Below are 25,616 nucleotides of genomic sequence, written 5' to 3' on the forward strand. Positions count from 1 at the left end.
AACCTCCCGAATCCATCCCATCAGCGCCCGTCACTCAACGATTCCCAATACAGGTTTCGCGCTGCGCTGTGCCTTTCCCGGAGTGGTCATGCCTCATCGCACATTGCCTTCCCTTTCCCTGGCCGATGCCATCCGCGCAGCCGGCCTGGGTGCCGTCCTGCTCTTGCCCCTGGCCAATCCGGTCCTGGCCCACGAGACATCCCCCGTCACACCTGCCGCTGACAGCGCCGCGGCGATCAGCGGCCCGTTCATCGACATCCAGGCCTTGAACCCCGATCCCCGGCTGCGCAATGCACCGGCCGCCAGTACCCAGCGCCTGACCCAGGCCACCGGCCTGAGCATCGGCGCCCTGCGCCTGGACCAGGACGATCGCTTCAAGGACATCAAGGTCCTGGTGGGCCGGGCCCAGGGCCCCAGCCGCCTGGCGTACAACGAAAGCAACGTCGTGGTCACAACGCGCAGCGATGGCAGCTTCATCGCCCTGCTGCCCAACGCCACCATTCGCGGTGATGCCGACGGTCGGCAGACGCTGATCCCGGCCGAGACAGGACACTCCCACGCTCCCGGCAACATCGACTACGAAAAGCCCGCCGAACCGCCAGTGCCCAACCTGCTGCAAACCCGTGACGGCCAGCGCAGCCTGCAGATCGACCGCAACGCCCGGGGCGAAACCGTCATCGATCTGCTGGCCGGTTTCTCCCAGGCCGCCGCCGACTACATCGGCGACCACGAAGCCTACGCCCTGGCCCAGGTCGCCTCGGTCAACCATGCCCTGCGCCAGTCACTGATCGACGGGGTGCGCCTGCGCCTGGTGGGCACCCAGGTGATTGCCGAGGATCACCCGATCACCTCCGGCCCCGACGGCACCATGCGCAAGGTCAGTACCCTGTTCGCCGAGGGCATGCGGCAATACAGCCCCGACCTGGTGACCGGGTTCTTCGTCGGCACCCCGGGGGTCGACACCATGCTCGGCTGGGGCAATATCAACGGCCGCTACTCGATCAACAACATCAAGTCCCCCACCACCTTCCGCCATGAGGTGGGGCACAACATCGGCGGCGATCATTGCTCGGACGGCAGCAGCGACCGTTTCGGCTACCACAACGGCCGGGTGGGCACGATCCTGTGTGGCAACCACGTGGGCTACTACTCCAACCCGGATGTCAGGGACAACCTGGGCGTACCCCTGGGCCAGCTGGGCACCGCCAACATGGCCCGCCTGTGGCGTGAAGGGGCTCAGCGCATGTCCGCCTACAGCCCGGCGGTGATTCCCATGGATCACGAGGAAGCCCAACCGCTGCTGAGCAAATCCATCGACCTGCGACGGGACGCGATCCACTACGAGGCCCTGGACATTCCCGAGGGCACCGAGCGCCTGGCGTTGTCGATCAACCACGGCCCGCGCCATGAACGTGCGGGCAAGGTGCAACTGCTGCTCAAGCACGGCGCCCGCCCCAGCGTCAGCGACTATGACTACCGCACCCTGGAAAACCATGGCGTCGCCCTGGGGGTCAATCATCCCAAGCCCGGACGCTGGTACGTCGGGGTACGAGCCGAGAAGAACAAGAGCGCCAGCGACCAGTTGCTTGAAGGCCATGTCTTCGCCAAGACCCGGGAAACCAGCCAGGCTCGCTACCTGCGCTTTGTCGCCACGTCGTCGATCAACGGCAGCAACGTCGCCAGCATCGCCGAACTGCTGCTGGCCGACGCCAAGGGCAAGCCGCTGCCAAGAAGCGGCTGGCGCGTCCACTCGGTCAACGGCAAGACTTCCGGCATCGACAACAGCCTGTGGTTCGTCGATGGCAAACCGAGCTCGTACTGGAGTTCGGGCAGCGCCCGCTATCCCCACGAGATCATCATCGACCTCGGAGCAGAGCGGGGCTTCTCTTCCCTGAATTACCTGCCGCGGCAAAACAACGATACCGCCGGCAACATCAAGGGCTACGAAGTGTATGGCGGCGACAGCCCGACCAGCGCCTGGGCGCTGCTGGCCAAAGGCGAGTTCAGTGCCGACAACGAGGTCAAGTCCGTTGCCCTCAAGCCGGTCGCGGCCATCCAGCCACCTGTCGCCGTGATCAGCGGTCGCAGCCAGGCCAACGCCGATGAACGGGTGCAACTGGATGCCTCGGGCTCCAGCGACCCGCAAGGCCGAGCCTTGAGCTTTGCCTGGCACGTCACGCCGGCACTGGACTTCGAGCTTGACGGCGCGCGCATCAGCTTCAGCGCGCCGCGGCTCAAGCAGGACACCCGCTATCGCTTCACCTTGAGCGTGGACAACGGCCAGAAAACCACCACCGCCGAGCACAGCGTCACGGTCCTCGCCCCGCCGCAAACGGCGCCCGGCTGCACAAGTGCCTGGAATCGCAGCACGGCCTACCTGGGCGGTCAGAAAGTCAGCCACAACGGGCGCTTCTTCCTCGCCCGCTGGTGGACCCAAGGCCAGGAGCCGGGCAACCCGGCGTTCACCGGGCCGGACTTCAGCGGCAAGGTCTGGAGCGACCTCGGGCCCTGTCACTGACTTTCACCGGGGGCTTCACGCCCCCGGCAACCAGCCCCCTCCCCCCGCGCAGACGGCGGCCCTTGTCGGCTGCCGTCTGCGTGACCTCGCCGAGGCCCCTGCAGCGCGCTGCATGTCAGTGCTTGGCCGCCCAGGACGATTGGCGCCCCGCCCCCAGCAGCGCCCCACCCGGGCGCCTAGGACCGGTACGAAAAGCACCCTGTTCGATGTACGCCCGGAGCGCCCCTGCCTATGATGCCCTCCGCCGGCACAACTCCTTATCCACCTTCTCAGCGCGGACGCTTTAGCGGTCCTGTTCGCCAGGTTTCGCACCGCGCCGAGACTCTCCAGGAATAGTTATGTCGAGCTTCAGATTGACTGCCTTGTCCCGCGCTACCCGCCTTTGGGGCGCCAGCCTGGGCGCCGCCCTGCTCTTGCCCCTGGGCATGGTGCAGGCCGATGTCGGCCAGCCCACTCCCGATGCGACTCAGGGCGCGACGGTGATCCAGGGTCACTTCATCAACCTGCCGATGCCCGGTGCCAGGGCCATGCCATTCGGCGCGGCCGAAACCGGCACCGAACAGCTGCAACAAGTCACCGGGATGCGCATCCGCAGCCTGGTCCCGCAACAGGACGATACCTTCAAGGATCTGCGGGTCATGACCGGCCAGCTGGAAGGACGTGCCCGCACCCTCAGCGCCCCCGGAGAGATGACCCTCGCCGCGCGTCCCGACGGCAGCTTTCTCGCCCTGTTGCCGGACGCCAATGCGATCATTCGCGGCGACGCCAACGGCCAGCAGTCGTTGATCCACCTCGACCCCGGGGCGGCCTTTGACCCGTCGAGCGTCGACTACATCGCCAATGACGGCAGCGAGCCGCCAGCCCAGAAGGAATCACGCAGCGGCCTGCGCAGTTTCCAGGTCGACCGCAACGTCCAGGGCGAAACCGTGATCGACCTGCTGGCCGGGTTCTCCCAGGCCGCCGCCGACTATATCGGTGACCACGAAGCCTACGCCCTGGTCCAGGTGGCCTCGGTCAACCGCGCCTTGCAACAGTCCAAGGTGCAGGGCGTGCGCCTGCGCCTGGTGGGCACTCAAGTTGTGCCAAAGGATGTCGCCATCACCAGCCCCAACGTGAATCAGGTGCGCAACGTCTTCGCCGAAGGCATGCGCCGCTACAGCCCGGACGTGGTCGCCAGCTTCGTCGTTGGCATCCCCGGGGAGAACACCGCTGTGGGTTGGGGCCAGCTACCCGGGCGCTACACCATCAACTCCATCAAATCGTCCACCGTGTTCCGTCACGAACTGGCCCACAACATCGGCGGTAGCCACTGCTCCGATGGCAGCCACTACCGCTTCGGTTACAACAACGGTCGGGTCGGCACTATCCTCTGCGGCAACCATGTGGGCTATTTCTCCAACCCGGACGTCAAGGACAGCCGCGGCGTGCCGCTGGGCAACGCGACAACCGCCAACATGGCCCGGGTCTGGCGGGAAAACGCGGCGCTGATGTCGGCCTACAGCCCTTCCGTGGTCCCGCTCGAACAGGAGCAAAGCACCTCGATCCTCAACCAGAAAGTCAGCCTGGCCAGCGGCCAGACCCGCTACTTCCCGGTGGATGTGCCCGAAGGCACCCGGCGCCTGGTATTCACCGTGGTGGACGGCGAACTCACCGAGAAGGCCGGCCAGATCCAGTTGCTGCTCAAGCGCGGCGCCCAGCCCAGCGGCTCAAGCTACGACTACCGCTCGGCACGCAGCCACAACGTGTCCCTGGGGGTGAACGACCCGCAGCCGGGACGCTGGTACCTGGCGGTCAACACCGACAACCGGGCCACTCATGACCAGGTGCTTGAAGGCCACGCCTATGGTCTGACCCAGGACACGGCCCAGGGCCGCTACCTGAAATTCGTCGCCACCTCCGCGGTGGACGGCAAGGACAACGCCAGCGTCGCCGAACTGCTGCTGGTGGATGCCAAGGGCAAGGCCCTGCCCCGCGAGAGCTGGAAGGTTGTGTCCACCAGCAGCGCGGTGCCTGGCGCAGCGGTCGGCAACCACGCCATCGACGGCAACCCCAACTCCTACTGGAGCACGGCGCCGGGGGCGCGCTACCCCCATGAAATACTGATCGACCTGGGGGCCGACAGCCGCTTCTCGCAACTGCACTACCTGCCGCGCCAGGACGCCGGCCTGAGCGGCAACATCAAGGGCTATCAGGTCTATGGCAGCAGCAGCGTGAACGGCGCCTGGACCCTGCTGGCCGACGGCGAATTCAGCGCCGACAACGAGGTCAAGGCCGCGTCCCTCAAGCCGGTGAATGCCGGTGAACCTCCGGTGGCGGTGATCAGCGGCAAGACCGAAGCCAACGCCGGGGACAGGATCGTCCTCGATGCCTCGGCCTCCAGCGATCCCCAGGGCAATGCCCTGAGCTTCGCCTGGGAAGCCTCGCCGCGCCTGGACTTCGACTACGACGGCGCGCGCATCAGCTTCACCGCGCCGGAACTACAGGAAGACACCCGCTACCGTTTCACCCTGACCCTGAGCAACGGCAAGCAGAGCAGCACCCGGACCCACGAGATGCTGATCAAGGGCAAGGCCGGCACCGCCAGTTGCAAACCGGAATGGACGCTCAGGGGCACTTACGTCGGCAACGATGTGGTGCAGTGGAAAGGTCGTCAGTACCAGGCCCGCTGGTGGACCTCGGGCGCCGAGCCGGGCCTGGCCAGCACCACCGGCCCGGACGGCGCCGGCAAGGTCTGGCGGGACCTGGGCCCGTGCCAGAGCGGCGGCGAGAAACCGGTCGAGCCACCGGTGGAGGAAGTCAAACCGCCGGTAGCCGTGATCGGCGGTACCAGCCAGGCCAAGCCGGGCGAAACGGTCTACCTCAACGCCAGCGGGTCCAGCGACCCGGCGGGCCTGAAGCTCAGCTACAGCTGGAGCGTCAACCCAAGCGTCGCCTTTGAAGCCGCTGGCGACCTGATGAAGTTCGTCGCCCCGAGGGCTGCCCAGGACGTGATCTACAACGTCAGCCTGACAGTGAACAACGGCAAGCACAGCGCTACCCGAGTGCATCAGGTCAAGGTGCTGGCCGAGAAGCCGGCGCCGGTCAAGCCGCCGCTGGCGAGCATCGCCGGCGTCAGCCAGGCCAAGGGCGGTGAAACAGTGACCCTGGACGCCGCCGGCTCCAGCGATCCGGCCGGCCTGGCGCTGAGCTACCAATGGACCGTGACGCCCAGCGTCGCCTTCCAGGCCTCGGGGTCGAAACTGATCTTTGTCGCGCCCAAGAGCGACAAGGACATCAGCTACCGCTTCACCCTGAACCTGGGCAACGGCAGCCATACGGTCAGCCGCGACCATAGCGTGACCGTGCTGGCCGACAGCGTGGAAACGCCAGCCGGTTGCCTGGGCGCCTGGAGCCGTCAAGGCACCTACCTGGCCAACGACAAGGTCAGCCACAACGGCCGCTACTACATCGCCCGCTGGTGGACCAAAGGCAACGAGCCGTCTGCTGCCACTGTCGGTGGCGAAGGCAGTGGCAAGGTCTGGCGCGACGCCGGCGCCTGTAACTGATGCCAGAGGCGTGACCGCTTGCTCCGCAATCCGGTCACCCTTTCCCGGCCACTTCAGGTAAAAGGATGGGCGGCGACTGCCATCAGTCGTCGTCCGCCCTCTGCCGCTGAACGCCGTCGACTCCTCCAAGGCGCGCCCCCACTGGCAGAACACCGATGCTTTGCCAATGGAGATCCGAATGCGCAAATCTGCCCTGTCCGCATGGATGCTAGCGGGCCTTTCCCTTTCCCTGTGCCTGCCCCAGGTGCAGGCCGCCGAACTCATCGGCTTTCGTGAAGTGACGCTGGCGGACGCCAGTCAGCAGCGCCCCCTGCATGTCGCCCTCTGGTACCCCACCACGGCCTCCTCCCCCGCCCTGACCTCGGCCGATAACCGGATTTTCCAGGGCCTGACCACGATCCAGGATGCCCCGCCCAGCAGCAGCGCACACCCGTTGGTGGTGCTGTCCCACGGCTACCGCGGCAACTGGCGCAACCTCAGCTGGCTGGTACCCGAGCTGGTCGACCAGGGCTATATAGTCGCGGCCCCCGATCACCCGGGCACCAGCACATTCGACCAGCGCCCCGCAGAAGCCGCGAAGCTCTGGGAACGCCCGCGCGACCTGAGCCGGGTCATCGACGAGCTCAGCCGCGACAACAGCCTGGCCGGCACGGTCGACCCGCAGCGCATCGCCGCCATCGGCCACTCCCTGGGCGGCTGGACCGTCACCGCGCTGGCCGGTGCCCGCTACAGCCCGCAACGCTACCTGGAGGAATGCCGGCTGCATCCCAATCCGCGCCTGTGCGGACTGGCGCCCGAACTGGGGATCACCCCGGAGCACCAAGGCCCTCTCGGCGCAGACCTGCGGGACCCGCGAGTCAAGACCGTCGTCGCGCTGGACCTGGGGTTCGCCCGTGGCTTTACCCCCGAGAGTGTGTCGACGCTAAAGACACCGATCCTGGTCCTGGGGGCCGGAGTGAACATCGCGGACATGCCGGTGGAAGAGGAGTCGGGCTACCTGAACGCCCATCTGGCGTCCCCGCCTTCGCGCTATCAGGTCCTGGCCGATGCCAGCCACTTCAGCTTCATGCAGCTGTGCAAGCCGGACGCCGCAGCCTTGCTCAAGGAGCAGGCGCCTGGGGACGAGATCATCTGCCGGGATGGCGATGGCGCGGATCGCCAGGCCCTGCACCGGCAGGCGGCGCAATTGATCGACGACTTTCTCCGCCAGAACCTTGCCGGCCAGGCACCAGCCGGCTGATCAGGCCACCTCTTGCTGCACCGCGGCTTTCGGCTTGCGCCACTGGGGCAGGCCGATCAGCACCACCGCGCTGATGATCACCAGCATGGCCAGGGCCTCTTCGATGCCGATGGTTTCACCGACAAAGACGATCCCCAGCAGCACCGCCACCGCCGGATTGACGTAGGCATAGCTGGTGGCCGCGGCCGGCCGCACGTGCTTGAGCAGGTACATGTAGGCGTTGAAGGCGATGATCGAACCGAAGCCGGCCAGGTAGGCCAGGGCCAGCCAGCCTTCCAGGGGCGGCATGGCGTCCAGGTGCTCGCCGCTCAAGGTGCTGCCGATCATCAGCACCACGCCACCGACGAGCATTTCCGCCGCGCTGGCCATGGCTCCCTGGGGCAGCGGCAGGTGCTTGCTCCACACCGAACCGAAGGCCCAGGCCGCCGCAGCGAACAGCAGCAGCGCGGCCCCCAGCGGGCTGGATTGCAGGTTGGAACCCAGGTTGAGCATGCCGATGCCGATCATCCCGAGGAGGATGCCGGCCCACTCCAGGCGCGTATTGCGCGCGCCCCAGAAGTAGCCGCAGAGCAAGGTAAACAGCGGCACCGTGGCCACCGCCAGGGCCGCCACGCCGGAGGTCACCCCGGAGTGTTCGGCCAGCGTCACCGCACCATTGCCGCAACTGAGCAGCAGCACGCCGATGATCCCGGCGGCCTTCCATTGCGCCCAGGTCGGGGCCGGAACCCCGCGCCAGCGCAGGAAGGCATACATCAGGCTGCCGGCGATGATGAAGCGCACGCCGCCGAGCATCAGCGGCGGCCAGTACTCGACGCCAATGCGGATCACCAGGTAGGTCGACCCCCAGATCACGTACAAGGCAAAGAAAGCGGCGATCAACGGCAGGGAAAAACGGCTTTGGCCAGGCATGGGAGGCAGCTCGGAGCAGGCAGGAGGAACACTATTCTAGAAAGGCGACCTGGTGAACTTAAGTTACAAAACCTGTTTATAAGGGCAGTACACTTTCCAAAGCATGGAGTTCTGCGCTAAATACCGTGCTTTCGAAAGTCGGTCCGATCAGGAGCCATCCATGGACAAATACGACCGCTTGCTCCTGGCCAGCCTGCTGGAAAACGGCCGGGCGAGTTACGCCGAGCTGGCGCGCAAGGTCAACCTCTCGGCGCCGGCGGTGGCCGAGCGCGTCGCCAAGCTGGAGGCCAGCGGGGTGATCACCGGCTATCAGGCCAAGGTCGACATGGCCAAGGTCGGCTTGCCGATCCAATGCGTGATCGAACTGCGCCTGGCCCAGCATGGCAACCAGAAGAACTATGACGAGTTGATCAAGATCCCCCAGCTCACCGAATGCCATCGGGTGACCGGCGATCCTTGCGTGATCATGCAGGCGGCAGTGGGGTCGATGCCGGAGCTGGAAGAGCTGATCAACCGTGTGGCCCAGTTCGGTTTCAGCAAGACCTCCATCGTGCTGTCCAGCGCCATCGAACGGCGGGTGCCCCTGGGGCAACTGGAAAGCAACGGCAAATGAATCCGGAGCCTGGGCTCAGCCCCCGCGCTGACGCTTGAGGTGCTCGGGGATCTTGGCCGCCGGGACTTTCTGCAGTTTGCAGAGAAAGTCGTGGGACAGCTCACGCACGCCATGGGTGTGCCGCAGCTCGCCCGCCAGGTGCGCCACCAGGTTGGCGGCCATTTCCGCATCGGCCATGGCCCGGTGCGCCTGGCCGGTGTGGGGCAGGCCGGCGTACTGGGTCAGGGTGCCCAGCTTGTGGTTGGGGGCCGCCGGCATCAGGCGTCGGGCCAGCAACAGCGAACAGGCAAAATTCTGCAAACGGGTGCGCTTGATCCGCCCCAGCTCGAAATCCCAGAACTTCTGGTCGAACGCCGCGTTGTGGGCCAGCAACGGCGTGGTGCCGACGAACTCGTTGACCTCGTTCATCACCTGCTCCGCCGACGGCGCGCTGCGCAGCATGGCGTTGCTGATGCCGGTCAGCTGTTCGATGAAGCCAGGCACCCGCACCCCGGCGTTCATCAGGCTCTGGTAACGCTCGACGATGCGCCCCTGCTCAAGCATCACCACGGCGATTTCCGTGGCCCGGCAACTGCTGCTCGGGGAGATTCCGGTGGTTTCAAAGTCGATGACGGCAATACGTTCCAAACCTGTGCAGCTCCGTATGAAAAATGATCAGCTCTTGAGCAGCAGGGCGCCTTCGATCGGCACATAGCGCGTGGCGGCGCGAATCAGCGAATTGGCGGTCAGGCCCGGCACGCCGTAAGCCACGGCGCTGACCCCGTGCTTGTGGATGATGCGCTCGAGCAGCAGGTCGAAGTCGCCGTCGCCGGAGGCCAGCACCACTTCGTCGACCTGGGCGGCGGCGTCCATGATGTCGATGGTGATGCCCACGTCCCAGTCGCCCTTGGCCGAGCCGTCGCTGCGCTGAATGTAGGGTTTGAGTTTTACCGTGAAGCCCAGGTTGCGCAGGATCTGCTGAAACTGCTGCTGCTTGCTGTCACCGCGATCGATGGCATAGGCATAGGCTTCGACGATCTGCCCTTGCTTGCTGATATCCGCCCACAGCGCCGCGTAGTTGAAGTGACAACCATAGGCCTGGCGAACGGTGTAGTAGAGGTTCTGGACATCGGCGAACACAGCGATTTTTTTCACCGCTAATCCTCATGGCGCAGCAGCGCGGGGGCTGGAACGGGGCTCAAGACCCGAAAAAAGTCGCCCAGTATGCCAGTCACGAGGAATGTTCCGCGAATAATCGGTCCGGGGCAGGCACCTGCCCCGGACCGACGGTGGGTCAGACGAAGGAGTCGTCGTCGGAGAAGAACGAGCTGTCGTCGCTGCCGTAGTCGGCGTTGCTGAAGCCGCCCTGGTCGTTGCCGCCCCAGGCGTCGTTGTTGGCCAGACGCTGATCGTCATTGCCCCAGCCGCTGTTGTCGCTGGCCGGCGCCGGTTCTTCCTTGATGACTTCGACGATTTCCTGGGGTTGCTGATTGCTGTGGAACAGGCTGCTGATGCCCTGCGCCAGCATCACCCCGCCGGCCACGCCGGCAGCGGTTTTCAAGGCGCCTCCGAGGAAGCCGCTGCCGGCCGCGGCCGGAGCAGGTGCTGGCGCATAGTTCTGCTGCGGCGCGCCAAAGCCCTGCTGGGCCGGTGCACCAAAGGACGAACGCGACGGCTCACGCCAGCCTCCGCCGGAGGATGGCGCCACGCTCGGGGCCTGCGCGGGCGCCGGAGCCGGCTCGCGGGAGCCACCGAAGATGCTCGACAGAAAACCGCCGCTCGCCGCCGGAGCTGGCGCTGCGGCCTGGGAGCGGGCCTGTTGCAGTTCGGCCTGCAACTGCTGCACTTGCTGGGTCAGTTGCTTGTTCTGCTGGTCGAGGCTTTTCAGGGCAGCCTCCTGCACCAGGATCGCCTGGGTCATGAAATACCCGGCCGCAGGCTGGCGGGTCAGATGCTCCTTGATCCGCGCCTCGGCCTGGGCATCACGCGGGGCTGAATCCGTTTCGGCTTGCTGCAACCGTGAAAACAGTCCATCGATCAGGGTTTGCTCTTCGCTGTTCATGGCGACCTCTTTAGATTGCCGGTAAAAATCTGGTCCGCGCCCCCACAGGGCTGCGGTACGCACCAGTTATGGGGCTGGGGCGACGACTTTCAATGGTCTTTACTCAAGGTTTACGTTTGCTCCCGGAGGGCCTGCATCGGTTAAAGTGTCAAACCGCTTGGTCAACTGCGATCCCCATCAATGACTCCGTTAGATGTTCTGCGCGACTCTTTCTATTTCTTCCAGCGTAATCTCGGCCGCATCGCCCAACTGTGCCTGCCTCTGGTGATTCTCGAGGCGCTGTTGCAGCAGGGCGTGAGCAGCGCCCTGGGCGAGAAGGCCTTCCCCGGCTCCAACGTGGTGGTGGGCCTGTTGCTGTATCCCTTGTACACCGGTGCGCTGATCCTGTTTCTCGATGCCCGCACCCGCGGGCAGTCGCCCCGCAATCGCGATCTGTGGGCCATGGCGCTCAGCCTGTGGCCGCGCTTCGCTCTGCTGACCGCGGTCAGCACGCTGCTGATTCTGCTCGGGCTGTCGCTGTATTTCCTGCCGGGGCTGTGGCTGATGGTGGTGCTGGCCTTCGCCGAGTACCTGCTGGTGCTCAAGGGCCTGGCGCCCCTGGCGGCGATCAAGGAAAGCCTGCGCCTGAGCCGCGGGCACTTCCTGCGCATCCTGTTGTGCATCCTGGCGGTCATGGCCCCGCTGTGGCTGCTCAAGGGGGCGAGCGAAGCCGCCTATCCCGAACCGCACAACCCGATCCTGAGCCTGGTGCTGGACAGTGCCTACAGCTTCCTGCAGTTGTTCACCAGCGTGGTGCTGTTCCGCCTGTTCATGCTCATCAACGAGCAGTCGGACCAGCGCTGAAAGGCTGCGCGACCGCTCTGCCCCTTGGGTGAGGGCGGCGCACTCGGTTATGCTCCGGCCCATCCCGCAACGCCATAAGCCGAGCCGATGACCCGTCTACTGCGCATCACCCTGTTGAGCCTGCTACTGATCGGCCTGGTGCTGGCCAGCCTGATCTACAGCCTGACCTGGCGTCCGCAGCCCAAGGAAACCCTGACGGTCAGTTGCAGCGCCCAGGCCGCTCCACTGGTGCCGGGCCAGGCGCTCAAGGTGATGACCTGGAACCTGCAATACCTGGCCGGCAAGCGCTACGTGTTCTGGAACGACCAAGTCCGGGGCGAGGATGAACGCCCGACCCTGGAAGACATGGCCTTCAGCCTCGACGAAGTGGCCCGGGTGATCCGCGACGAACAACCGGACCTGGTGCTGCTGCAGGAAGTGGACAACGGCGCCAAGGCCAGCGCCTACCAGGATCAGCTCAAGCTGCTGCAGGAGCGGGTCACCGATCTGTATCCCTGCAGCACCCAGGCTTACGACTGGAAGGCCGATTTCGTGCCCTCCCTGCACATTTTTGGCAGCGTCGGCCGGCAATTGGCGACCCTCAGCCGCTACCGCATCGAACACGCCGAACGCCTGCAACTGCCGATTGCCCCACAGCCGCTCATCAGCCGGCAATTCCAGCCCAAGGACGCCCTGCTCCTGAGCTACCTGCCCCTGAGCGACGGCGGCCAACTGGTGGTGCTCAATACCCACCTGGAACGTGCGCAGCGGGCCGACGACACACAACAGAGGCAAGTGACGGCCATTGCCAAGGTGCTGGACAAGCTGGAAAGCCGCGGCACGCCCTGGCTGATTGGCGGCGACTTCAACCTGCTGCCCCTGGGCCAGTACCAACGCCTGAGCGAGGCACAGCGCGCGCCGTATCAGATCGACAGCCCGCTGCACCTGCTGTGGGACAAGTACCCGATGATCCCCAGCAACACCCAGGCCAGCGGCGTCGACCGTGCGCGCTGGCTGACCCACTACCCCAACGACCCGAACCTGGACGGCCCGGATCGCACGGTCGACTACCTGTTCTACAGCCCGCGCCTGAAGCGGGTCGAATCCCGGGTGCGCCAGGACGATACCCTGCGCATCTCCGATCACTTGCCGGTGCTGGCGCGCTTTCTGTTACCGGCCCAGTAAGCCCCGCTCTCTATTTGCGCGGTTTGACCCGGGCCGTCGCCTCGGCGATCAACGGGTCATCCGGCCAGTAGTGCTTGGGATAACGCCCCTTGAGGTCCTTCTTGACCTCGGCATAGGTGCTGCGCCAGAAGTTGGCCAGGTCCTGGGTGACCTGCACCGGACGCCGCGCCGGGGACAACAGGTGCAACTTGACCACCTGGCGCCCGCCGGCAATCCGCGGGGTGTCCGACAGACCGAACAGCTCCTGCAGGCGCACGGCCAGAATCGGCGGCTGCTCGCTGTAGTCCAGGCGGATCGACGACCCCGAAGGCACCGTCAGATGGTGCGGCGCGAGTTCGTCCAGGCGCTGGGGCAGCGGCCAGGGCAGCAGGTTGTGAACGATGCTGGCCAACTCCAGATTGGCAAAATGACTGAGGCGCGACACCTTGCCCAGGAAGGGTTGCAGCCATTGCTCCAGGCCTTCGAGCAAGGCGCCGTCGCTGACATCCGGCCATTGGCTCTCGCCCTTGTCCGCCAGCTCGAGCTGGCGCAACAACATCACCCGGGCCTGCCACTGGCGCAGTTCCGGGGTCCAGGGCAACAGCTCCAGTCCCTTGCGCCGCACCAGATTGACCAGGGCCCGGCAACGGGCAGCTTCGTCCAGGCCGCTGAGGGGCTCACGGTCGAGCACCAGCTCACCGACCTTGCGCTGGCGCTCGGCGCGCAGCACACCTTCGCGCTCATCCCAGTCCAACTGGTCGACCGTCCGCACCTGCTCCGCCAGCACGCTGTCGAACAGCGCCGGATCGAAATCCGCTGCCAGGTAGATGCGTTCTTCACGCTGGCCCTGGCGACTGCCCAGGTCGGCCACCACCAGCCAGGGCTGCTTCATCAGGTTGTCGGCTTCGCTGAACTGCGCCGCGCGGCCGTTGGCCAGACGATACTCGGCGCCACCGGGACGCCGCTGCTGGGCCACGCGGTCGGGATAGGCCAGGGCCAGCAGAGCCCCTAGCCAACGCGGATGCTCGGGATCGCTGACGGCGGACTCTGCCTGCCCACGCAGGTAGCTGCGGTATTGACGCGACAGTTGCCGTGCTCGTTGTACGCCGCCCTGAGCACCGCGGGCCGCCCGCTCCTCTCCCGAAAGCAGCACCAGGCGACTGTGCAGATCGGCACCGGTCCCCCGCAGAATGTCCCGCTCCCCCAACAGCGCCGCGACGTCACAGGCCATCTGCGCCAGCCCCAGGGACTGGCCACGCAACAGCAAGTGGGCAATGCGCGGATGGGCCGGCAACTCGGCCATGGCCTGGCCGTGGCGGGTCAAGGTGCCGTCGTCGTTGAGCGCTCCCAGGCGCCGCAACAGGTCCTGGGCCTGGGCATAGGCGGCGCCGGGCGGCGCGTCCAGCCAAGCCAGCTGGTTCGGCGCCACGCCCCAGCGCGCCAGTTGCAGGGCCAGTCCGGCCAGGTCGGCCTGGAGAATCTCCGCACTGGCATAGGCGGCCAGTTGTTCCTGTTGATCGGCGGACCACAAGCGATAACAAACGCCGGGTTCCAGGCGCCCGGCCCGACCGGCGCGCTGGGTCGCGCTGGCGCGCGAGATGCGCTGGGTGTCGAGGCGGGTCATGCCGCTGCCGGGGTCGAAGCGCGGGACCCGCGCCAGTCCCGCGTCCACCACCACCCGTACACCGTTGATGGTCAGGCTGGTTTCGGCAATGTTGGTGGCCAGCACCACTTTGCGCTGGCCCGGCGGGGCAGGGTCGATGGCGGCGCGCTGGGCCGCCAGGTCGAGCTCGCCGTGCAATGGGCACAGCAGGATATCGTCGCGCGGCCCCAGGGCTTCGGCCAGTTGCTGATGGACCCGGCGGATCTCCGCCTGCCCGGGGAGAAACACCAGCAGGCTGCCGCTTTCATCATTGAGGGCTTCCAGAACCGTCTGCACCACTCGCGGCTCGATGAACTCGCCAGGCTGGAACGGGCGCCCCCAGCGCTGGGTCACCGGGAACATGCGCCCTTCACTGCGCAGGATCGGCGCATCGCCCAGCAGCGTGGACAGCCGCTCGCCCTCCAGGGTCGCGGACATCAACAGGATCTTCAGCGGCTGCTGGTCACGGAACAGCTCGCGACCATTGAGACTCAGGGCCAGGGCCAGATCGGCATCCAGGCTGCGCTCGTGAAATTCGTCGAAGATCAGCAGCCCCACCCCTTCCAGGGCCGGGTCGTCCTGCAGGCGACGGGTGAGAATGCCTTCGGTGACCACTTCGATACGGGTGCGCGGGCCGACCTTGCTGTCCAGGCGGATGCGGTAGCCCACGGTTTCCCCGACTTTCTCCCCCAGCTCGCTGGCCAGGCGCTCGGCGGCGGCCCGTGCCGCCAGCCGCCGAGGCTCGAGCATGAGGATGGTCTGTCCTGCCAGCCAGTCCTGATCCAGAAGCGCCAGGGGCACGCGGGTGGTCTTGCCGGCCCCGGGCGGGGCTTCGAGCACCGCTTCATGGCGCGCCGCCAGGGCCTCGCGCAGTGCAGGCAAAACTTCATCAATTGGCAAAGAATTCATGCTGGCTCCCAAACAGAGGCGCGAGTATAACGGCGAACTGCCTGGGGTTAATCATGGTCTGAGTGCTGATCGACAAGACTCAACACCCCGCTCCATCCTTCTTTGCTTTCGTGCTTGCTAGGAGATTTCCATGCGTATTCCCCACCGTGTCATTGGCGGCGTCCTGATCACCACCCTGCTGACCCAACTGACTGCCTGCGGTTCGATCTTCTTCCCCGACCGGCGCGGCCAGATCGACGGCAAGATCGATCCGGTGGTCGTGGTACTGGATGCCGTTGGCCTGCTGTTCTATGTGATCCCGGGGCTGATCGCCTTTGGCGTCGACTTCGCCACCGGGGCGATCTACCTGGAGCCCGGCAAGACCGCGCAGATCGCCCCGGAAAAACTCCAGCAGGCCATTGGCGCCGACGGTAAAGTCGACAACCGTAAACTGCAGGCCATTCTGGAAAGCGAACTGGGGGGCCACTTCCCCCTGGATGACCCGCGCCTGATCCAGCACAAGGGCAGCGTGCAGCAACTGGCCCTGTATGGCCTGCAGCCCGCCGCCTGACCCCCGACTCAAGGAACCCGCCGTCGATGATTGGCAACCCGGAACACGCTCGCCTCCTGCGCCTGGCCACCCGCGCCTCGGTCACCGTCGCAGGCATCCTGATTGTGACCAAGGCGATCGCCTGGTGGCTCAGCGGCTCGGTGAGCATGCTGGCGGGCCTGACCGACTCGGTGCTCGACGGCTTCACCTCGCTGCTCAATCTGTTGGCGGTGCATTACGCCCTGCGCCCGGCCGATGACGATCATCGCTACGGCCACGGCAAGGCCGAGTCGCTGGCGGGCATGGCCCAGGCGCTGTTCATCGCCGGCAGTGCGGTGCTGATTGCCTTTCAGGCGTTCGAGCGCCTGCAGCACCCGGAGCCGGTGGGCGCGCCCTGGCTGAGCATCGGGGTGATCGGGCTGTCACTGGTGCTGACCGTGGCGCTGCTGATCCTGCAACATCGAGTGATCCGCGAAACCGGCTCCAATGCGGTACGGGCCGACTCGCTGCACTACCGCTCCGACCTGCTGCTCAATGGCAGCATCCTCCTGGCCCTGGTGCTGGCGGCCTTCGGCTGGCATCAGGTGGACGCCTGGTTCGGCCTGGGGATCGCCGCCTACATTCTCTGGAGCGCGATCCACATCGCCCGGGAAAGCTTCTCGGTGCTGATGGATGAGGAGCTGCCCCCCGATGTCAGCCAGCACATGCTGGAACTGGCCTGCAGTGTGCCCGGGGTGCTGGGCGCCCATGACCTGCGCACGCGGATTTCCGGCAGCCACTGGTTCGTCCAACTGCACCTGGAATTGCCTGGCGACCTGAGCCTGTCGGTGGCCCACGCCATCAGCGATCAGGCCGCCGAGGCGATCCACCAGGCCTATCCACGGGCTGAAGTGCTGGTACACGCCGATCCGCAGGAAGTGGTCGAGGCCGCCAGGGCTCAGTAAGTGACCTGATACCCCCGCGAACTCAGGCAGTTGCCCTGGGCCTGACGGTAGGCCTGCACCACTTCCGGAGCGGGCTGATAGGTCGCGCCGGCCGGATCGAAACCGCTCTGCTGCACCGCCCAGCGATAGCAGTCGTAGCGATCCTGATCGATCTGCTGCGGCGACTGGCCGTTGACCGGGTAAGCCAGAACGTCATAGCCATTGCCAGCCGCCGGCTGATCCGGCGGCGGCACGCCCACGGGCGGTTCGACCACGACGTACTGCTGGGTGTCCGCTTCGTAGCTGTAGTAGGCCCCGGCGGCGAGAAAGAACAGCGCGCTGCCGATCCAGATTTCCCGCGCGTAATCGGGCAGGTATCCCACTCGAATGCCATAGGGTGGATGCACCACCACATAGCGGGAACCCTGCGGGCGATACCAGTAGCCACCCGAGAAGAAGTAGTCCTGGCCGCGGTACGGCACCCGGTAGTTGCGCTCGGGGAAACGGTCGATCACGTAGCCCGGGCGGTACTGCGGCCCTGGTCCCCAACCGTTGCCATGCCCATCGGGACGTCCCGGCCAGCGATGATCATTGGGGCGACCATAGTCCGGCCGTGAACCCGGCCCACCGGCCTGCCAGTGCTGGTTGTAGTCGTTGCGCCGGGGAATGTCCTGGTAGTAGCCACGCTGGGGCTCCTGGGTCTGGCGCACGGTGTCGGGCCGCCCCTGGATCGGTAGGCTGGGTGCTGCCTGCGGCTGTTGCTGCGGCGCCGGCGCAGGCCGGCTTTGCTGGTTGGGATCATGCGGGGGGCGGTTCTGCCACTGCCCGCCGGGGTTCTGTCCATTGTGTTCGAACTGACGGCTGTTCTCGCCACGGATGATTTCATTCTGCGGCCGCTGCTGCGGGGCGGGTTGCGCCCGTTCCGGCGGGTTCCCCGGACGGCCCTGATTGCCTTCCCCATGCCCTTCCGGGGCATGCTCATGCTGCCCGCCGGAAGGCGCTCCCTGCTGGGGCGGTCGTCTGTCGTCTCGCTCATCGGCGAGCACTTGCGCGCTGACGCTCACGCACAACACACCAACACCTGCCAAACGCCAGATGCGCGACTTCATGCTATTCCTCACTGCGGATTGGGGCCTGTAGATAAGACTGAAAAAGCCCAGGGCGGTTCTGCTAGAGATTATCAGTCACGAGACTTATTTCGCAGGCAATAAAAAAGGGCGGCCCGTCGGCCGCCCTTTGAGATTTTGTCCGTGCTCGACGCTTTTGACGCCGGCTCACCTCACTCCGTCTTCTGGACAGGGTGTAGCCCGGGGGCCGGCTCAACCCTGTGGGATTGGCGGCCGCGGCAGGCCTGATTCGGCGGGCCGCAGTGGACTCTATGTCCGGGCAGTGATTCTGGTGATAAGAATAGGCCTGGGCCGACGACAGAGGATTGCGAAGATTGCTTGCAAAAACACCTCTTGCGCAATTTTTAACCCAAGATAGATAATTCAACGCAATACTTATGAGAAAGGCCTGATTGATGAGCAAACTCGACCGCTATGACCTGAGTATTTTGGCCGAATTGCAACGCGACGCCCGCATCTCCAACCAGGAACTGGCCGAGCGCATCGGCCTGTCACCCTCGCCCTGTTCGCGCCGGGTCAAGCAGTTGGAGGACGACGGCTACATTTCCCGCCAGGTCGCCTTGCTGGACCGCAAGATGCTCGGCTTGAGCCTCACCGCCTACGTACTGATCGGCATGGACCGACACACTCCCGAACGCTTCGAGAATTTCGAAGCGGCGATCCGCAGCCTGCCCCAGGTACTGGAATGCAGCCTGGTGACCGGGGTCGATGCCGACTACCAGCTCAAGGTCGTGGTGCCGGACATGGACCACTACCAGAAGCTCCTGCTCGGTCACCTGACTCGTATCGACGGTGTCACCAGCGTGCGTTCCAGCTTCGTGCTCAACCAGGTACTCAACAGCACCGAGCTGCCCCTGACCCACCTGCGCAATTGACGGGCCACCTGTCGAAGCCGACTGGCGAGTGCAGGTACCCGGGCGCATTCGCCGGACTCCTGCAGCCGGGCCGGCCTGACGCTGTGGCGACATAACGCATGCAGATCAATGCTAGGCCGGCGAGCGTTGGCGTATACTCGCCCGGCATTTTTTCCCTGCCTGCATTGGAGATGATCGATGGACCCAGCCGTATTCGAAGAATGGATGATGACCGGTCTGGTCAGCCTCCTGATCATATTCATGGGCTTCATCGTCTGGGACCTGGCCAAGAAGTCCAAGGCCGGGCGCTTCGGCTCCTTTATCCTGTTCTTCGTGCTGGGCCTGGGCGTGGCCGCCTTCATCATCAAGAGCGTAGTGATCGGCCTGATCGAATCCGGCGCCTTATAAGCGCGCCGCAACTTCCTTCCACTGCCCCTGATCCAGGCCATCCAGGGTCCAGTCGCCAATCCTGACCCTTACCAGCCGCAAGGTCGGCAGGCCAACCGCTGCCGTCATGCGGCGTACCTGACGGTTGCGCCCCTCCCGAATCACCAGCTCCAGCCAACTGGTGGGCACACTCTTGCGAAAACGCACCGGCGGGTTGCGCGGCCACAGCTGCGGCTCCTCCAGTTGCCGGGCTTGGGCTGGCAGGGTCATGCCATCGTTGAGTTCCACCCCATCACGCAGCCGCTGCAACTGCTCGGCAGTGGGTTCGCCTTCGACCTGCACCCAGTAAGTCTTGGCCAGCTTGTGCTTGGGATCGGCAATGCGCGCCTGCAATTGCCCGTCATTGGTCAACAGCAGCAGCCCTTCGCTGTCCCGGTCCAGGCGTCCGGCCGGATAGACGCCGGGAATCGCGATGAAGTCCTTGAGCGTCGCCCGGCCTTCGCCATCACTGAACTGGGTCAGGACATCGAAAGGCTTGTTGAACAGGATCAGCTTCGGCTCGGCCGGCGGCGCCTTGGCCACGCGCTTGCTGGAAGAAGGAGAAAACGGCTTGGCGCCTGGGCGACGGGAAGCGGGACGAGGTGCACGGGACATGGCAGCGGGAACATTCAGCGATCAGGACCGACAATGCTAGTGGCCTGATCGCCAAATGACCACGGATTAAACGCCTAGCGGAAAGGCGGTTCGTCGAAGCTGCGCAGTTTGCGCGAGTGCAGGGAGTTGAGCTCGCTGCGCATCAGGTCCACGGCTTCGATCCCAATCTTCAAGTGCTGGCTGACCGCCCGCTCATAGAAGGCATTGGCCGCACCGGGCAACTTGATCTCGCTGTGCAGGGGCTTGTCCGAAACACACAGCAAAGTGCCATAAGGCACCCGCAGGCGATAACCCTGGGCAGCAATGGTGCCACTCTCCATATCCACCGCCACCGCCCGGGACAGATTGATGAACGGACGTTCCTCGGCCCAGCGCAGTTCCCAGTTCCGATCGTCGTAGGTCAGCACGGTGCCGGTCCGCAGGCGCTTCTTCAACTGCTCGCCCTTCTCCCCGGTGACATTGGCTGCAGCCTGTTGCAGCGCCAGCTGGACTTCGGCCAGCGCCGGGATCGGGATGTTCGGCGGCACCACGCGGTCAAGAATGCCGTCGCGCCGCATGTAGGCGTGAGCCAGTACGTAGTCGCCGATCGTCTGCGACTGTCGCAGGCCGCCGCAGTGGCCGATCATCAGCCAGCAGTGGGGACGCAGCACCGCCAGGTGGTCGGTGATGTTCTTGGCATTGGACGGGCCGACGCCGATGTTCACCAGGGTCACGCCATGGCCATCGCTGGCCTGCAGGTGATAGGCCGGCATCTGGTAACGGTGCCAGACCACACCGGCGGCGATCGCCGAGGCCTCGCCGTGGTCCATGCCCTTGTCGATGATCACGTTGCCCGGCAGGACCATGCGCACGAAACGCGGATCGCTGCGCAGTTGCTCCAGGCCATGGACGATGAACTGGTCGACATAGCGGTGGTAGTTGGTCAGCAGGATCCACGGCTGCACATGGCGCCAGTCGCTACCGGTGTAGTGCACCAGGCGCCGCAGGGAGAAATCCACCCGCGCGGCATCGAACAGTGCCAGGGGCAGCGGGTGGGTGTTTTCCCAGTCGTAGAGGCCGTCGGCGATACCGTCGGTGGCGGCGGACAGGTCGGTGCTGGGGAATACCCGGGCCAGGGCCGCCGCGGTCACGCCGGAACCGGCCAGTTCGTCGCCCTGCTCCACCACGTAGGGATAAGGAATGTTCTGCTCGCTGACACCCACTTCAACCGTGACGGTGAAGTCGTGCATCAACGGCACCAGTTGTTCGAGCAGGTAGTTACGGAAGGCGGCGGGATGAGTGACGGTGACGCTGTAAGTGCCCGGCAGTTGCACCTTGGCATAGGCCCGGGTGGTCTGTGGGACTTCGCCGTGGCAGTGGTAGGTCAAGCGCAGTTCGGGGTAGCGAAACAGCGCACGCTGCTCGGCATCCGGTTCGACCCGATCCTTGAGGTAACGCTTGAGCGCCTGGCTCAGGGCCGTGGTGGCCCGCTCATGCAAAGCAGCAAGCCGATCCACGGCTTGCTCGGCGGTTTGAACGACAATAAAAGCTTCGGTCACGGTAAGCATCCTGTGTTCTGATCTTGCAGGCGTTCATCTTGCCTGCAACACCGCCCCACGGGAACAGCGGAGTTGCAGGAGCCGTCTAGCCGGCTCCTGCAGCGGGTCAGAAGCCTTGGGGGGTGGAGCGGGCGAGGATCGCGGCCACATCCAGCCCGCGGGGCAGCGTGCCATAGACCCGTCCACCCTGGCCGCCCAGGCGGCTGGCGATAAAGGCCTCGCTGACCAAGTCGTTGCCCGCCTCCAGCAACAACTTGGCCTGCAGGCCCAGAGCAATGTCCTCGGTCAGTTGCCGGGCGCGATACTGAATGTCGGCGGTGTCCTTGAAGCTGTCCTTGAGTGCGACGATATGCGCCGCCAGACGCTGGTCGCCATGCCCGTCCCCGAGCTCGGCAAACAGTGCATCCAGCACGCCCGGCTCTTTCGAGAGAGCCCGCAGCACATCCAGGCACTGCACGTTGCCGGAACCTTCCCAGGTCGAGTTCACCGGCGCTTCGCGGTACAGCCGCGGCAGGATGCTGTCCTCGACATAACCGGCACCGCCCATGCACTCGGCGGCCTCGTTGATCATGGCCGGGGCCCGTTTGCAGATCCAGTACTTGCCCACCGCCGTCACCAATCGGGAGAACTTGGCCTCCCGGGCATCGTCCTGATGGTCCAGGGCCCGCCCCATGCGCAGGCTCAGGGCCAGGGCCGCTTCGCTTTCCAGGGCCAGGTCGGCCAGTACGTTCTGCATCAGCGGCTGCTCACTGAGCAGGCGTCCGCCCACGCGGCGATGGGCGCAATGATGGCTGGCCTGGGTCAGGGCCTGGCGCATCAGCGAACTGGAACCGACCATGCAATCGAAGCGGGTCATGGCCACCATCTCGATGATGGTGGGCACCCCGCGCCCCTCCTCACCGATCATCCAGGCCAGAGCGCCGCGAAACTCCACTTCACTGGAGGCGTTGGACTGGTTGCCGAGCTTGTTCTTCAGACGCTGGATATAGAACTGATTGCGGCTGTCATCCGGGCGATGACGGGGCAGGAGGAAACAGGTCAGGCCCTTGTCAGTCTGGGCCAGGGTCAGGAAGGCATCGCACATCGGCGCCGAGCAGAACCACTTGTGCCCCACCAGCTCATAGGCCTGCCCCGGCCCGGGGGCCCCCACCGGGTAGGCCCGGGTGGTGTTGGCCCGGACATCGGTCCCGCCCTGCTTCTCGGTCATGGCCATGCCGATGGTGAGCCCGGCCTTGTGCTGCATGCCGACGTTGCGCGGGTCGTACTCGGTGGCGAGGATCTTCGGCAGCCATAGCCGGGCAATATCCGGCTGCAGCTTCAGGGCCGGCACGCAGGCGAACGTCATGGTCAGCGGGCAGCCGCTGCCGGCTTCGGCCTGACTGTGCAGATAGGTCATGGCGGCACGCGCCACATGGGCTCCTGCTTGCGGGTGGGTCCAGGGCAGTGAGGTCAGTCCGCCCTCGATGGCCGCCTGCATCAGTTGGTGGTAGGCCGGGTGAAACTCCACCAGATCGATTCGATGACCGAAGCGGTCGTGACTGGCAAACACCGGCTTGTTCTGATTGGCCAGGAACCCCGCCTCCATCAACGGCCCCCCCGCCAATGCACCGTAGGCATCGACCCGGGATTCGGCCCAACCGGCATCGAAACGCTGCATCCATTGCTGCAACGGCAGATCGATCCGATAGAGGTTGGCGCCATCCAGAGCGGGCGGCTGGTTGGTGACTTCGTGGGTTTCAGCGAACTGGTGGAGGTTCATTGCCGGGCTCCTTCAGGGTGTGCCAAGGCCCCAAGTTAAGCACCGGCCCCACCCTGAACAAAGTGGCATACCCGCCTAAATGTCGGCGCTTTCGCCCTGTTCCACAGCGAGCACACGCTTGGACAGCAGCAGCTGCAAGGCCTCGAATTTCACCGGTTTGCCGAGACAATCGGCTCCCGCTGTGGCCGCGCCCCCTTCGGTGCCGGGAACACAGGCCAACAGGATAGGCAACTGGGCATAGCCGGGCATCGCCTGAGCCTGCAGGCGAAACGCCCCTAACTGCGCCGCGCTGATCTGGCCATCGATCAGCACCGCGCTGACCGGCTCGCGCCCCAACAGTTGCAGGGCATCGGTTGGGCTGCCGACCGTGCGGACCCGATAACCGAGCTTGAGCAACATGCCCCGCAGCACCAGTTGGTCGACGTCATTGTCATCGATCAACAGCACGGTGCAGTCCTGGGGTGTCCGCCGCTGATGGGCGGCGGGCAGCCGGGCAATCGGCTCCTGCACCTCAAACTCCACCTGCAAACGGAAGCAACTGCCCTGCCCTGGCGTGGATTCGTGGGTCAATTGCCCATCCAGCAGTTCCACCAACTGGCGGCAGATCGCCAAGCCGATGCCCAATCCGCCATATTCGCGGGTCATGGAACCATCGAGCTGGAAGAAGCGCTGATACAGCATCGCCTCGTCCAGATTGACGAAACCTATGCCGCTGTCGATCACCTCGAAACTCAAGCTGACCCTTTCGACCGAGACGGCACGAGTCACCACCCGCAAGACCACGCCGCCGGAATGCGTGAACTTGACGGCGTTATCCAGCAGGCACTCCAGGCAATGGCTGAGCTTGCAGCGATCCCCCTGCAGGCGATCGGGCAATCCCGCACTCAGATCGACCTGAAACGACAGGGACTTGGCCGCCGCACTGGCCGCGTACTGGGTTTGCAACGCGGTCAGCAGCGAACGCAAGCTGAAGGGCTGGCGCTGGGCGCTGAGCTTGCCGGCCTGCAGTTCGGTCAGCGTGAGGATGCCGTTGACCATGCGCATCATGTCTCGCGCCGAACCGGCGGCAGTCTGCTGGTACTGCGCAAGCTCCGGGTCCAGCTCCAGGGTCTGCATCAATTCCAGTGAACCGATGACACCGTTCATCGGCGTGCGCAGTTCATGGGTCAGGGTGGCCAGGAATTCATCCTTGAGCCGGTTGCTGTGGGCCAGTTGCTGGTTCAGCACCTCAAGCTTCTGCCCCGCCTCCAGCAGAGTCTGAGCCTGCTGCTCGCGCATCGCGTTGATCCGGTCGGCCAGGGCCAGGGACAGCAACGCCACCTCGATCGCCGAGCCGATCTGGCTGGCGTACATGGTCAGGAACACGTTGGGCAGGTAACCCAGCACCATCAAGGTGTTGATCACCCCACCGAACAGGAAAGCCGACCAGGCGATGATGAAATAGCGCGCCACCCGCAACCCGCGCCACCAGGCAACGATTCCCGCGACATAGATCACTACGGTGAACAGCAGCGCCAGGGTGGTAGCCAGGCGCAGGGCCAGGGCGTAACTGGTCATCAGCGACAGCGCCATGACCAGCGCACCAAAGCCCATCAACGCCATCAATATGCGGTCAACCCAGGGACTGTGGCCGGCAGTCTGCAGGAAGCTGCGGGCGAACTGGCTGCCGAACAGCCCGGCCGAACCGATGAAGAAGGGCGTCGCGGCGTTGGCCCACCAAGGGCTGTTGGGCCAGAAGTACTCCACCGCCGCACCGTTGACCGACAACTGATAGAGGCCGAAGGAGGCGATATAGAAGATGTAATAGAGGTAGCTGGTGTCGCGCACGCTGAGGTAGATGAACAGGTTGTACACCAGCATGCCCAGCAATACGCCGTAGATCAGGCCCAGTACGTAGAGACGCACGGGTTGGGCCTCAAGGTAGGCGGTATTGGACCACAGGCTCACCGGCGCCTGGATCGAGCCCTCGCTGGCCAGCCGCAGATAGATCGTCTTGTGCTCATGGGGAGCGAAATTCAGGTTGAACAGGTAGTTGTTCTGGCGGATCTGCCGACTGTCGAAGGGCAAGGCATCGCCGGTCCGCTCCGCCAGGCGATAGCCCCCGCTTTCGTCGGGGAGGTACAGATCCAGGTGATCCAGGGGCGGATAGGCCAGCTCCAGCAACCAGTTGCGCTGCGCCGTGGGGTTGCCGGGGCGGTAATCGAGGTCGATCTTCAGCCAGAACGCCGAACGTGAATAACCGGCATTGAGGGTGTCTTTATCGTGAGGCTTGAAGCGCTCGGCCAGTGGCCCCGAGCTGACGTCGGCAATGGTCGCTTCACCCCCCGTGTCTTCAAGGACCTGCATCACTCGGCCCAAAGGAAGGCGCTGGGTGAACTCGTCGAACTCGGCGGCACCCACCAACATCGGCAAGCTCAACAGCAACAGCAGCAAATAGCGCAT

General features: G+C 65.1%; 20 protein-coding genes. 10 read left to right on the forward strand and 10 right to left on the reverse strand.

Translation table 11 applies throughout. The annotated features are described in order from the left end of the window. Positions 1 to 88: 88 nt before the first annotated feature. The 3 genes from PST29_RS26345 (at position 89) to PST29_RS26355 (ending at position 7,303) form a co-directional block, all read left to right on the forward strand. The gene (locus PST29_RS26345) at positions 89 to 2,518 is read left to right on the forward strand and encodes a discoidin domain-containing protein (RefSeq protein WP_060844707.1); all 2,430 of its coding nucleotides are present in this window, start codon (positions 89 to 91) and stop codon (positions 2,516 to 2,518) included. Positions 2,519 to 2,856: 338 nt separating this feature from the next. Continuing rightward, the gene (locus PST29_RS26350) at positions 2,857 to 6,063 is read left to right on the forward strand and encodes a discoidin domain-containing protein (RefSeq protein WP_060844708.1); all 3,207 of its coding nucleotides are present in this window, start codon (positions 2,857 to 2,859) and stop codon (positions 6,061 to 6,063) included. Positions 6,064 to 6,241: 178 nt separating this feature from the next. Continuing rightward, on the forward strand, positions 6,242 to 7,303 hold the full coding sequence (locus tag PST29_RS26355) for an alpha/beta hydrolase family protein (protein ID WP_060844709.1): 1,062 nt from the start codon (positions 6,242 to 6,244) through the stop codon (positions 7,301 to 7,303). Here PST29_RS26355 and yedA read toward each other — a convergent pair whose 3' ends face one another. Then, complete coding sequence (yedA, locus tag PST29_RS26360) at positions 7,304 to 8,212, reverse strand: drug/metabolite exporter YedA (protein WP_060841228.1); 909 nt, start codon at positions 8,210 to 8,212, stop codon at positions 7,304 to 7,306. It lies immediately after the preceding gene. 160 nt (positions 8,213 to 8,372) lie between these two features. On the opposite strand from yedA, the gene PST29_RS26365 reads away from it, so the two are divergent. Then, the gene (locus PST29_RS26365) at positions 8,373 to 8,825 is read left to right on the forward strand and encodes an Lrp/AsnC family transcriptional regulator (RefSeq protein WP_060841229.1); all 453 of its coding nucleotides are present in this window, start codon (positions 8,373 to 8,375) and stop codon (positions 8,823 to 8,825) included. A gap of 15 nt (positions 8,826 to 8,840) precedes the next feature. Here the strand turns inward: PST29_RS26365 and PST29_RS26370 are convergent, their stop codons facing one another. The 3 genes from PST29_RS26370 to PST29_RS26380 form a co-directional block, all read right to left on the reverse strand. Then, complete coding sequence (locus PST29_RS26370) at positions 8,841 to 9,452, reverse strand: 3'-5' exonuclease (protein WP_060841230.1); 612 nt, start codon at positions 9,450 to 9,452, stop codon at positions 8,841 to 8,843. 27 nt (positions 9,453 to 9,479) lie between these two features. Next, positions 9,480 to 9,959 (reverse strand): LabA-like NYN domain-containing protein, encoded by a 480-nt coding sequence (locus tag PST29_RS26375; RefSeq protein WP_060841231.1) that lies wholly within the window; start codon positions 9,957 to 9,959, stop codon positions 9,480 to 9,482. Positions 9,960 to 10,098: 139 nt separating this feature from the next. Then, positions 10,099 to 10,866: a DUF2076 domain-containing protein gene (locus PST29_RS26380; RefSeq protein WP_060841232.1), complete on the reverse strand. Its 768-nt coding sequence runs from the start codon at positions 10,864 to 10,866 to the stop codon at positions 10,099 to 10,101. Between the two features lie 180 nt (positions 10,867 to 11,046). On the opposite strand from PST29_RS26380, the gene PST29_RS26385 reads away from it, so the two are divergent. Further along, positions 11,047 to 11,709, forward strand: coding sequence for a YciC family protein (locus PST29_RS26385; RefSeq protein WP_060844710.1), 663 nt, complete (start codon positions 11,047 to 11,049; stop codon positions 11,707 to 11,709). Positions 11,710 to 11,796: 87 nt separating this feature from the next. Beyond that, positions 11,797 to 12,873, forward strand: coding sequence for an endonuclease/exonuclease/phosphatase family protein (locus PST29_RS26390; RefSeq protein ID WP_060844711.1), 1,077 nt, complete (start codon positions 11,797 to 11,799; stop codon positions 12,871 to 12,873). A gap of 10 nt (positions 12,874 to 12,883) precedes the next feature. On the opposite strand, the gene hrpB is transcribed toward PST29_RS26390, so the two are convergent. After that, complete coding sequence (gene hrpB, locus PST29_RS26395; protein ID WP_060844712.1) at positions 12,884 to 15,403, reverse strand: ATP-dependent helicase HrpB; 2,520 nt, start codon at positions 15,401 to 15,403, stop codon at positions 12,884 to 12,886. 130 nt (positions 15,404 to 15,533) lie between these two features. Here hrpB and PST29_RS26400 point away from each other — a divergent pair, with 130 nt between their 5' ends. Together PST29_RS26400 and PST29_RS26405 are read left to right on the forward strand one after the other, a co-directional pair. Next, the gene (locus PST29_RS26400) at positions 15,534 to 15,953 is read left to right on the forward strand and encodes a hypothetical protein (RefSeq protein WP_047306214.1); all 420 of its coding nucleotides are present in this window, start codon (positions 15,534 to 15,536) and stop codon (positions 15,951 to 15,953) included. A 26-nt stretch (positions 15,954 to 15,979) separates the two neighbouring features. Continuing rightward, on the forward strand, positions 15,980 to 16,876 hold the full coding sequence (locus tag PST29_RS26405) for a cation diffusion facilitator family transporter (protein WP_060844713.1): 897 nt from the start codon (positions 15,980 to 15,982) through the stop codon (positions 16,874 to 16,876). Here PST29_RS26405 and PST29_RS26410 read toward each other — a convergent pair. Then, positions 16,870 to 17,964 (reverse strand): DUF6515 family protein, encoded by a 1,095-nt coding sequence (locus PST29_RS26410; RefSeq protein WP_060844714.1) that lies wholly within the window; start codon positions 17,962 to 17,964, stop codon positions 16,870 to 16,872. The genes PST29_RS26405 and PST29_RS26410 overlap by 7 nt on opposite strands. Positions 17,965 to 18,377: 413 nt before the next feature. Here PST29_RS26410 and PST29_RS26415 point away from each other — a divergent pair, with 413 nt between their 5' ends. Continuing rightward, a complete protein-coding gene (locus tag PST29_RS26415) occupies positions 18,378 to 18,857 on the forward strand; it encodes an Lrp/AsnC family transcriptional regulator (RefSeq protein WP_016963825.1) in 480 nt (159 codons plus the stop codon). A gap of 177 nt (positions 18,858 to 19,034) precedes the next feature. Continuing rightward, entirely contained in the window at positions 19,035 to 19,244 is a 210-nt protein-coding gene (locus PST29_RS26420) for a DUF2788 domain-containing protein (protein WP_060841238.1), read from the forward strand. Here PST29_RS26420 and PST29_RS26425 read toward each other — a convergent pair. From PST29_RS26425 to PST29_RS26440, 4 genes are all read right to left on the reverse strand, one after another. Continuing rightward, a complete protein-coding gene (locus PST29_RS26425; protein WP_162492861.1) occupies positions 19,239 to 19,805 on the reverse strand; it encodes an rRNA large subunit pseudouridine synthase E in 567 nt (188 codons plus the stop codon). The genes PST29_RS26420 and PST29_RS26425 overlap by 6 nt on opposite strands. A 146-nt stretch (positions 19,806 to 19,951) precedes the next feature. After that, positions 19,952 to 21,424, reverse strand: coding sequence for an AMP nucleosidase (amn, locus tag PST29_RS26430; RefSeq protein ID WP_161799194.1), 1,473 nt, complete (start codon positions 21,422 to 21,424; stop codon positions 19,952 to 19,954). Positions 21,425 to 21,521: 97 nt separating this feature from the next. Next, complete coding sequence (locus PST29_RS26435; RefSeq protein WP_060844715.1) at positions 21,522 to 23,174, reverse strand: acyl-CoA dehydrogenase family protein; 1,653 nt, start codon at positions 23,172 to 23,174, stop codon at positions 21,522 to 21,524. A 75-nt stretch (positions 23,175 to 23,249) separates the two neighbouring features. Further along, complete coding sequence (locus PST29_RS26440) at positions 23,250 to 25,616, reverse strand: hybrid sensor histidine kinase/response regulator (protein WP_060841241.1); 2,367 nt, start codon at positions 25,614 to 25,616, stop codon at positions 23,250 to 23,252.

The sequence above is a fragment of the Pseudomonas sp. St29 genome (assembly GCF_001547915.1).
In the GTDB taxonomy this organism is placed as follows: Bacteria; Pseudomonadota; Gammaproteobacteria; order Pseudomonadales; family Pseudomonadaceae; genus Aquipseudomonas.

Coding starts and splice junctions, on each gene's coding strand:
- PST29_RS26345 (WP_060844707.1), top strand. CDS start 89: ATGCCTCATCGCACATTGCCTTCCCTTTCCCTGGCCGATGCCATCCGC.
- PST29_RS26350 (WP_060844708.1), top strand. CDS start 2,857: ATGTCGAGCTTCAGATTGACTGCCTTGTCCCGCGCTACCCGCCTTTGG.
- PST29_RS26355 (WP_060844709.1), top strand. CDS start 6,242: ATGCGCAAATCTGCCCTGTCCGCATGGATGCTAGCGGGCCTTTCCCTT.
- yedA (WP_060841228.1), bottom strand. CDS start 8,212: ATGCCTGGCCAAAGCCGTTTTTCCCTGCCGTTGATCGCCGCTTTCTTT.
- PST29_RS26365 (WP_060841229.1), top strand. CDS start 8,373: ATGGACAAATACGACCGCTTGCTCCTGGCCAGCCTGCTGGAAAACGGC.
- PST29_RS26380 (WP_060841232.1), bottom strand. CDS start 10,866: ATGAACAGCGAAGAGCAAACCCTGATCGATGGACTGTTTTCACGGTTG.
- PST29_RS26385 (WP_060844710.1), top strand. CDS start 11,047: ATGACTCCGTTAGATGTTCTGCGCGACTCTTTCTATTTCTTCCAGCGT.
- PST29_RS26390 (WP_060844711.1), top strand. CDS start 11,797: ATGACCCGTCTACTGCGCATCACCCTGTTGAGCCTGCTACTGATCGGC.
- hrpB (WP_060844712.1), bottom strand. CDS start 15,403: ATGAATTCTTTGCCAATTGATGAAGTTTTGCCTGCACTGCGCGAGGCC.
- PST29_RS26400 (WP_047306214.1), top strand. CDS start 15,534: ATGCGTATTCCCCACCGTGTCATTGGCGGCGTCCTGATCACCACCCTG.
- PST29_RS26405 (WP_060844713.1), top strand. CDS start 15,980: ATGATTGGCAACCCGGAACACGCTCGCCTCCTGCGCCTGGCCACCCGC.
- PST29_RS26410 (WP_060844714.1), bottom strand. CDS start 17,964: ATGAAGTCGCGCATCTGGCGTTTGGCAGGTGTTGGTGTGTTGTGCGTG.
- PST29_RS26415 (WP_016963825.1), top strand. CDS start 18,378: ATGAGCAAACTCGACCGCTATGACCTGAGTATTTTGGCCGAATTGCAA.
- PST29_RS26420 (WP_060841238.1), top strand. CDS start 19,035: ATGGACCCAGCCGTATTCGAAGAATGGATGATGACCGGTCTGGTCAGC.
- amn (WP_161799194.1), bottom strand. CDS start 21,424: ATGCTTACCGTGACCGAAGCTTTTATTGTCGTTCAAACCGCCGAGCAA.
- PST29_RS26435 (WP_060844715.1), bottom strand. CDS start 23,174: ATGAACCTCCACCAGTTCGCTGAAACCCACGAAGTCACCAACCAGCCG.
- PST29_RS26440 (WP_060841241.1), bottom strand. CDS start 25,616: ATGCGCTATTTGCTGCTGTTGCTGTTGAGCTTGCCGATGTTGGTGGGT.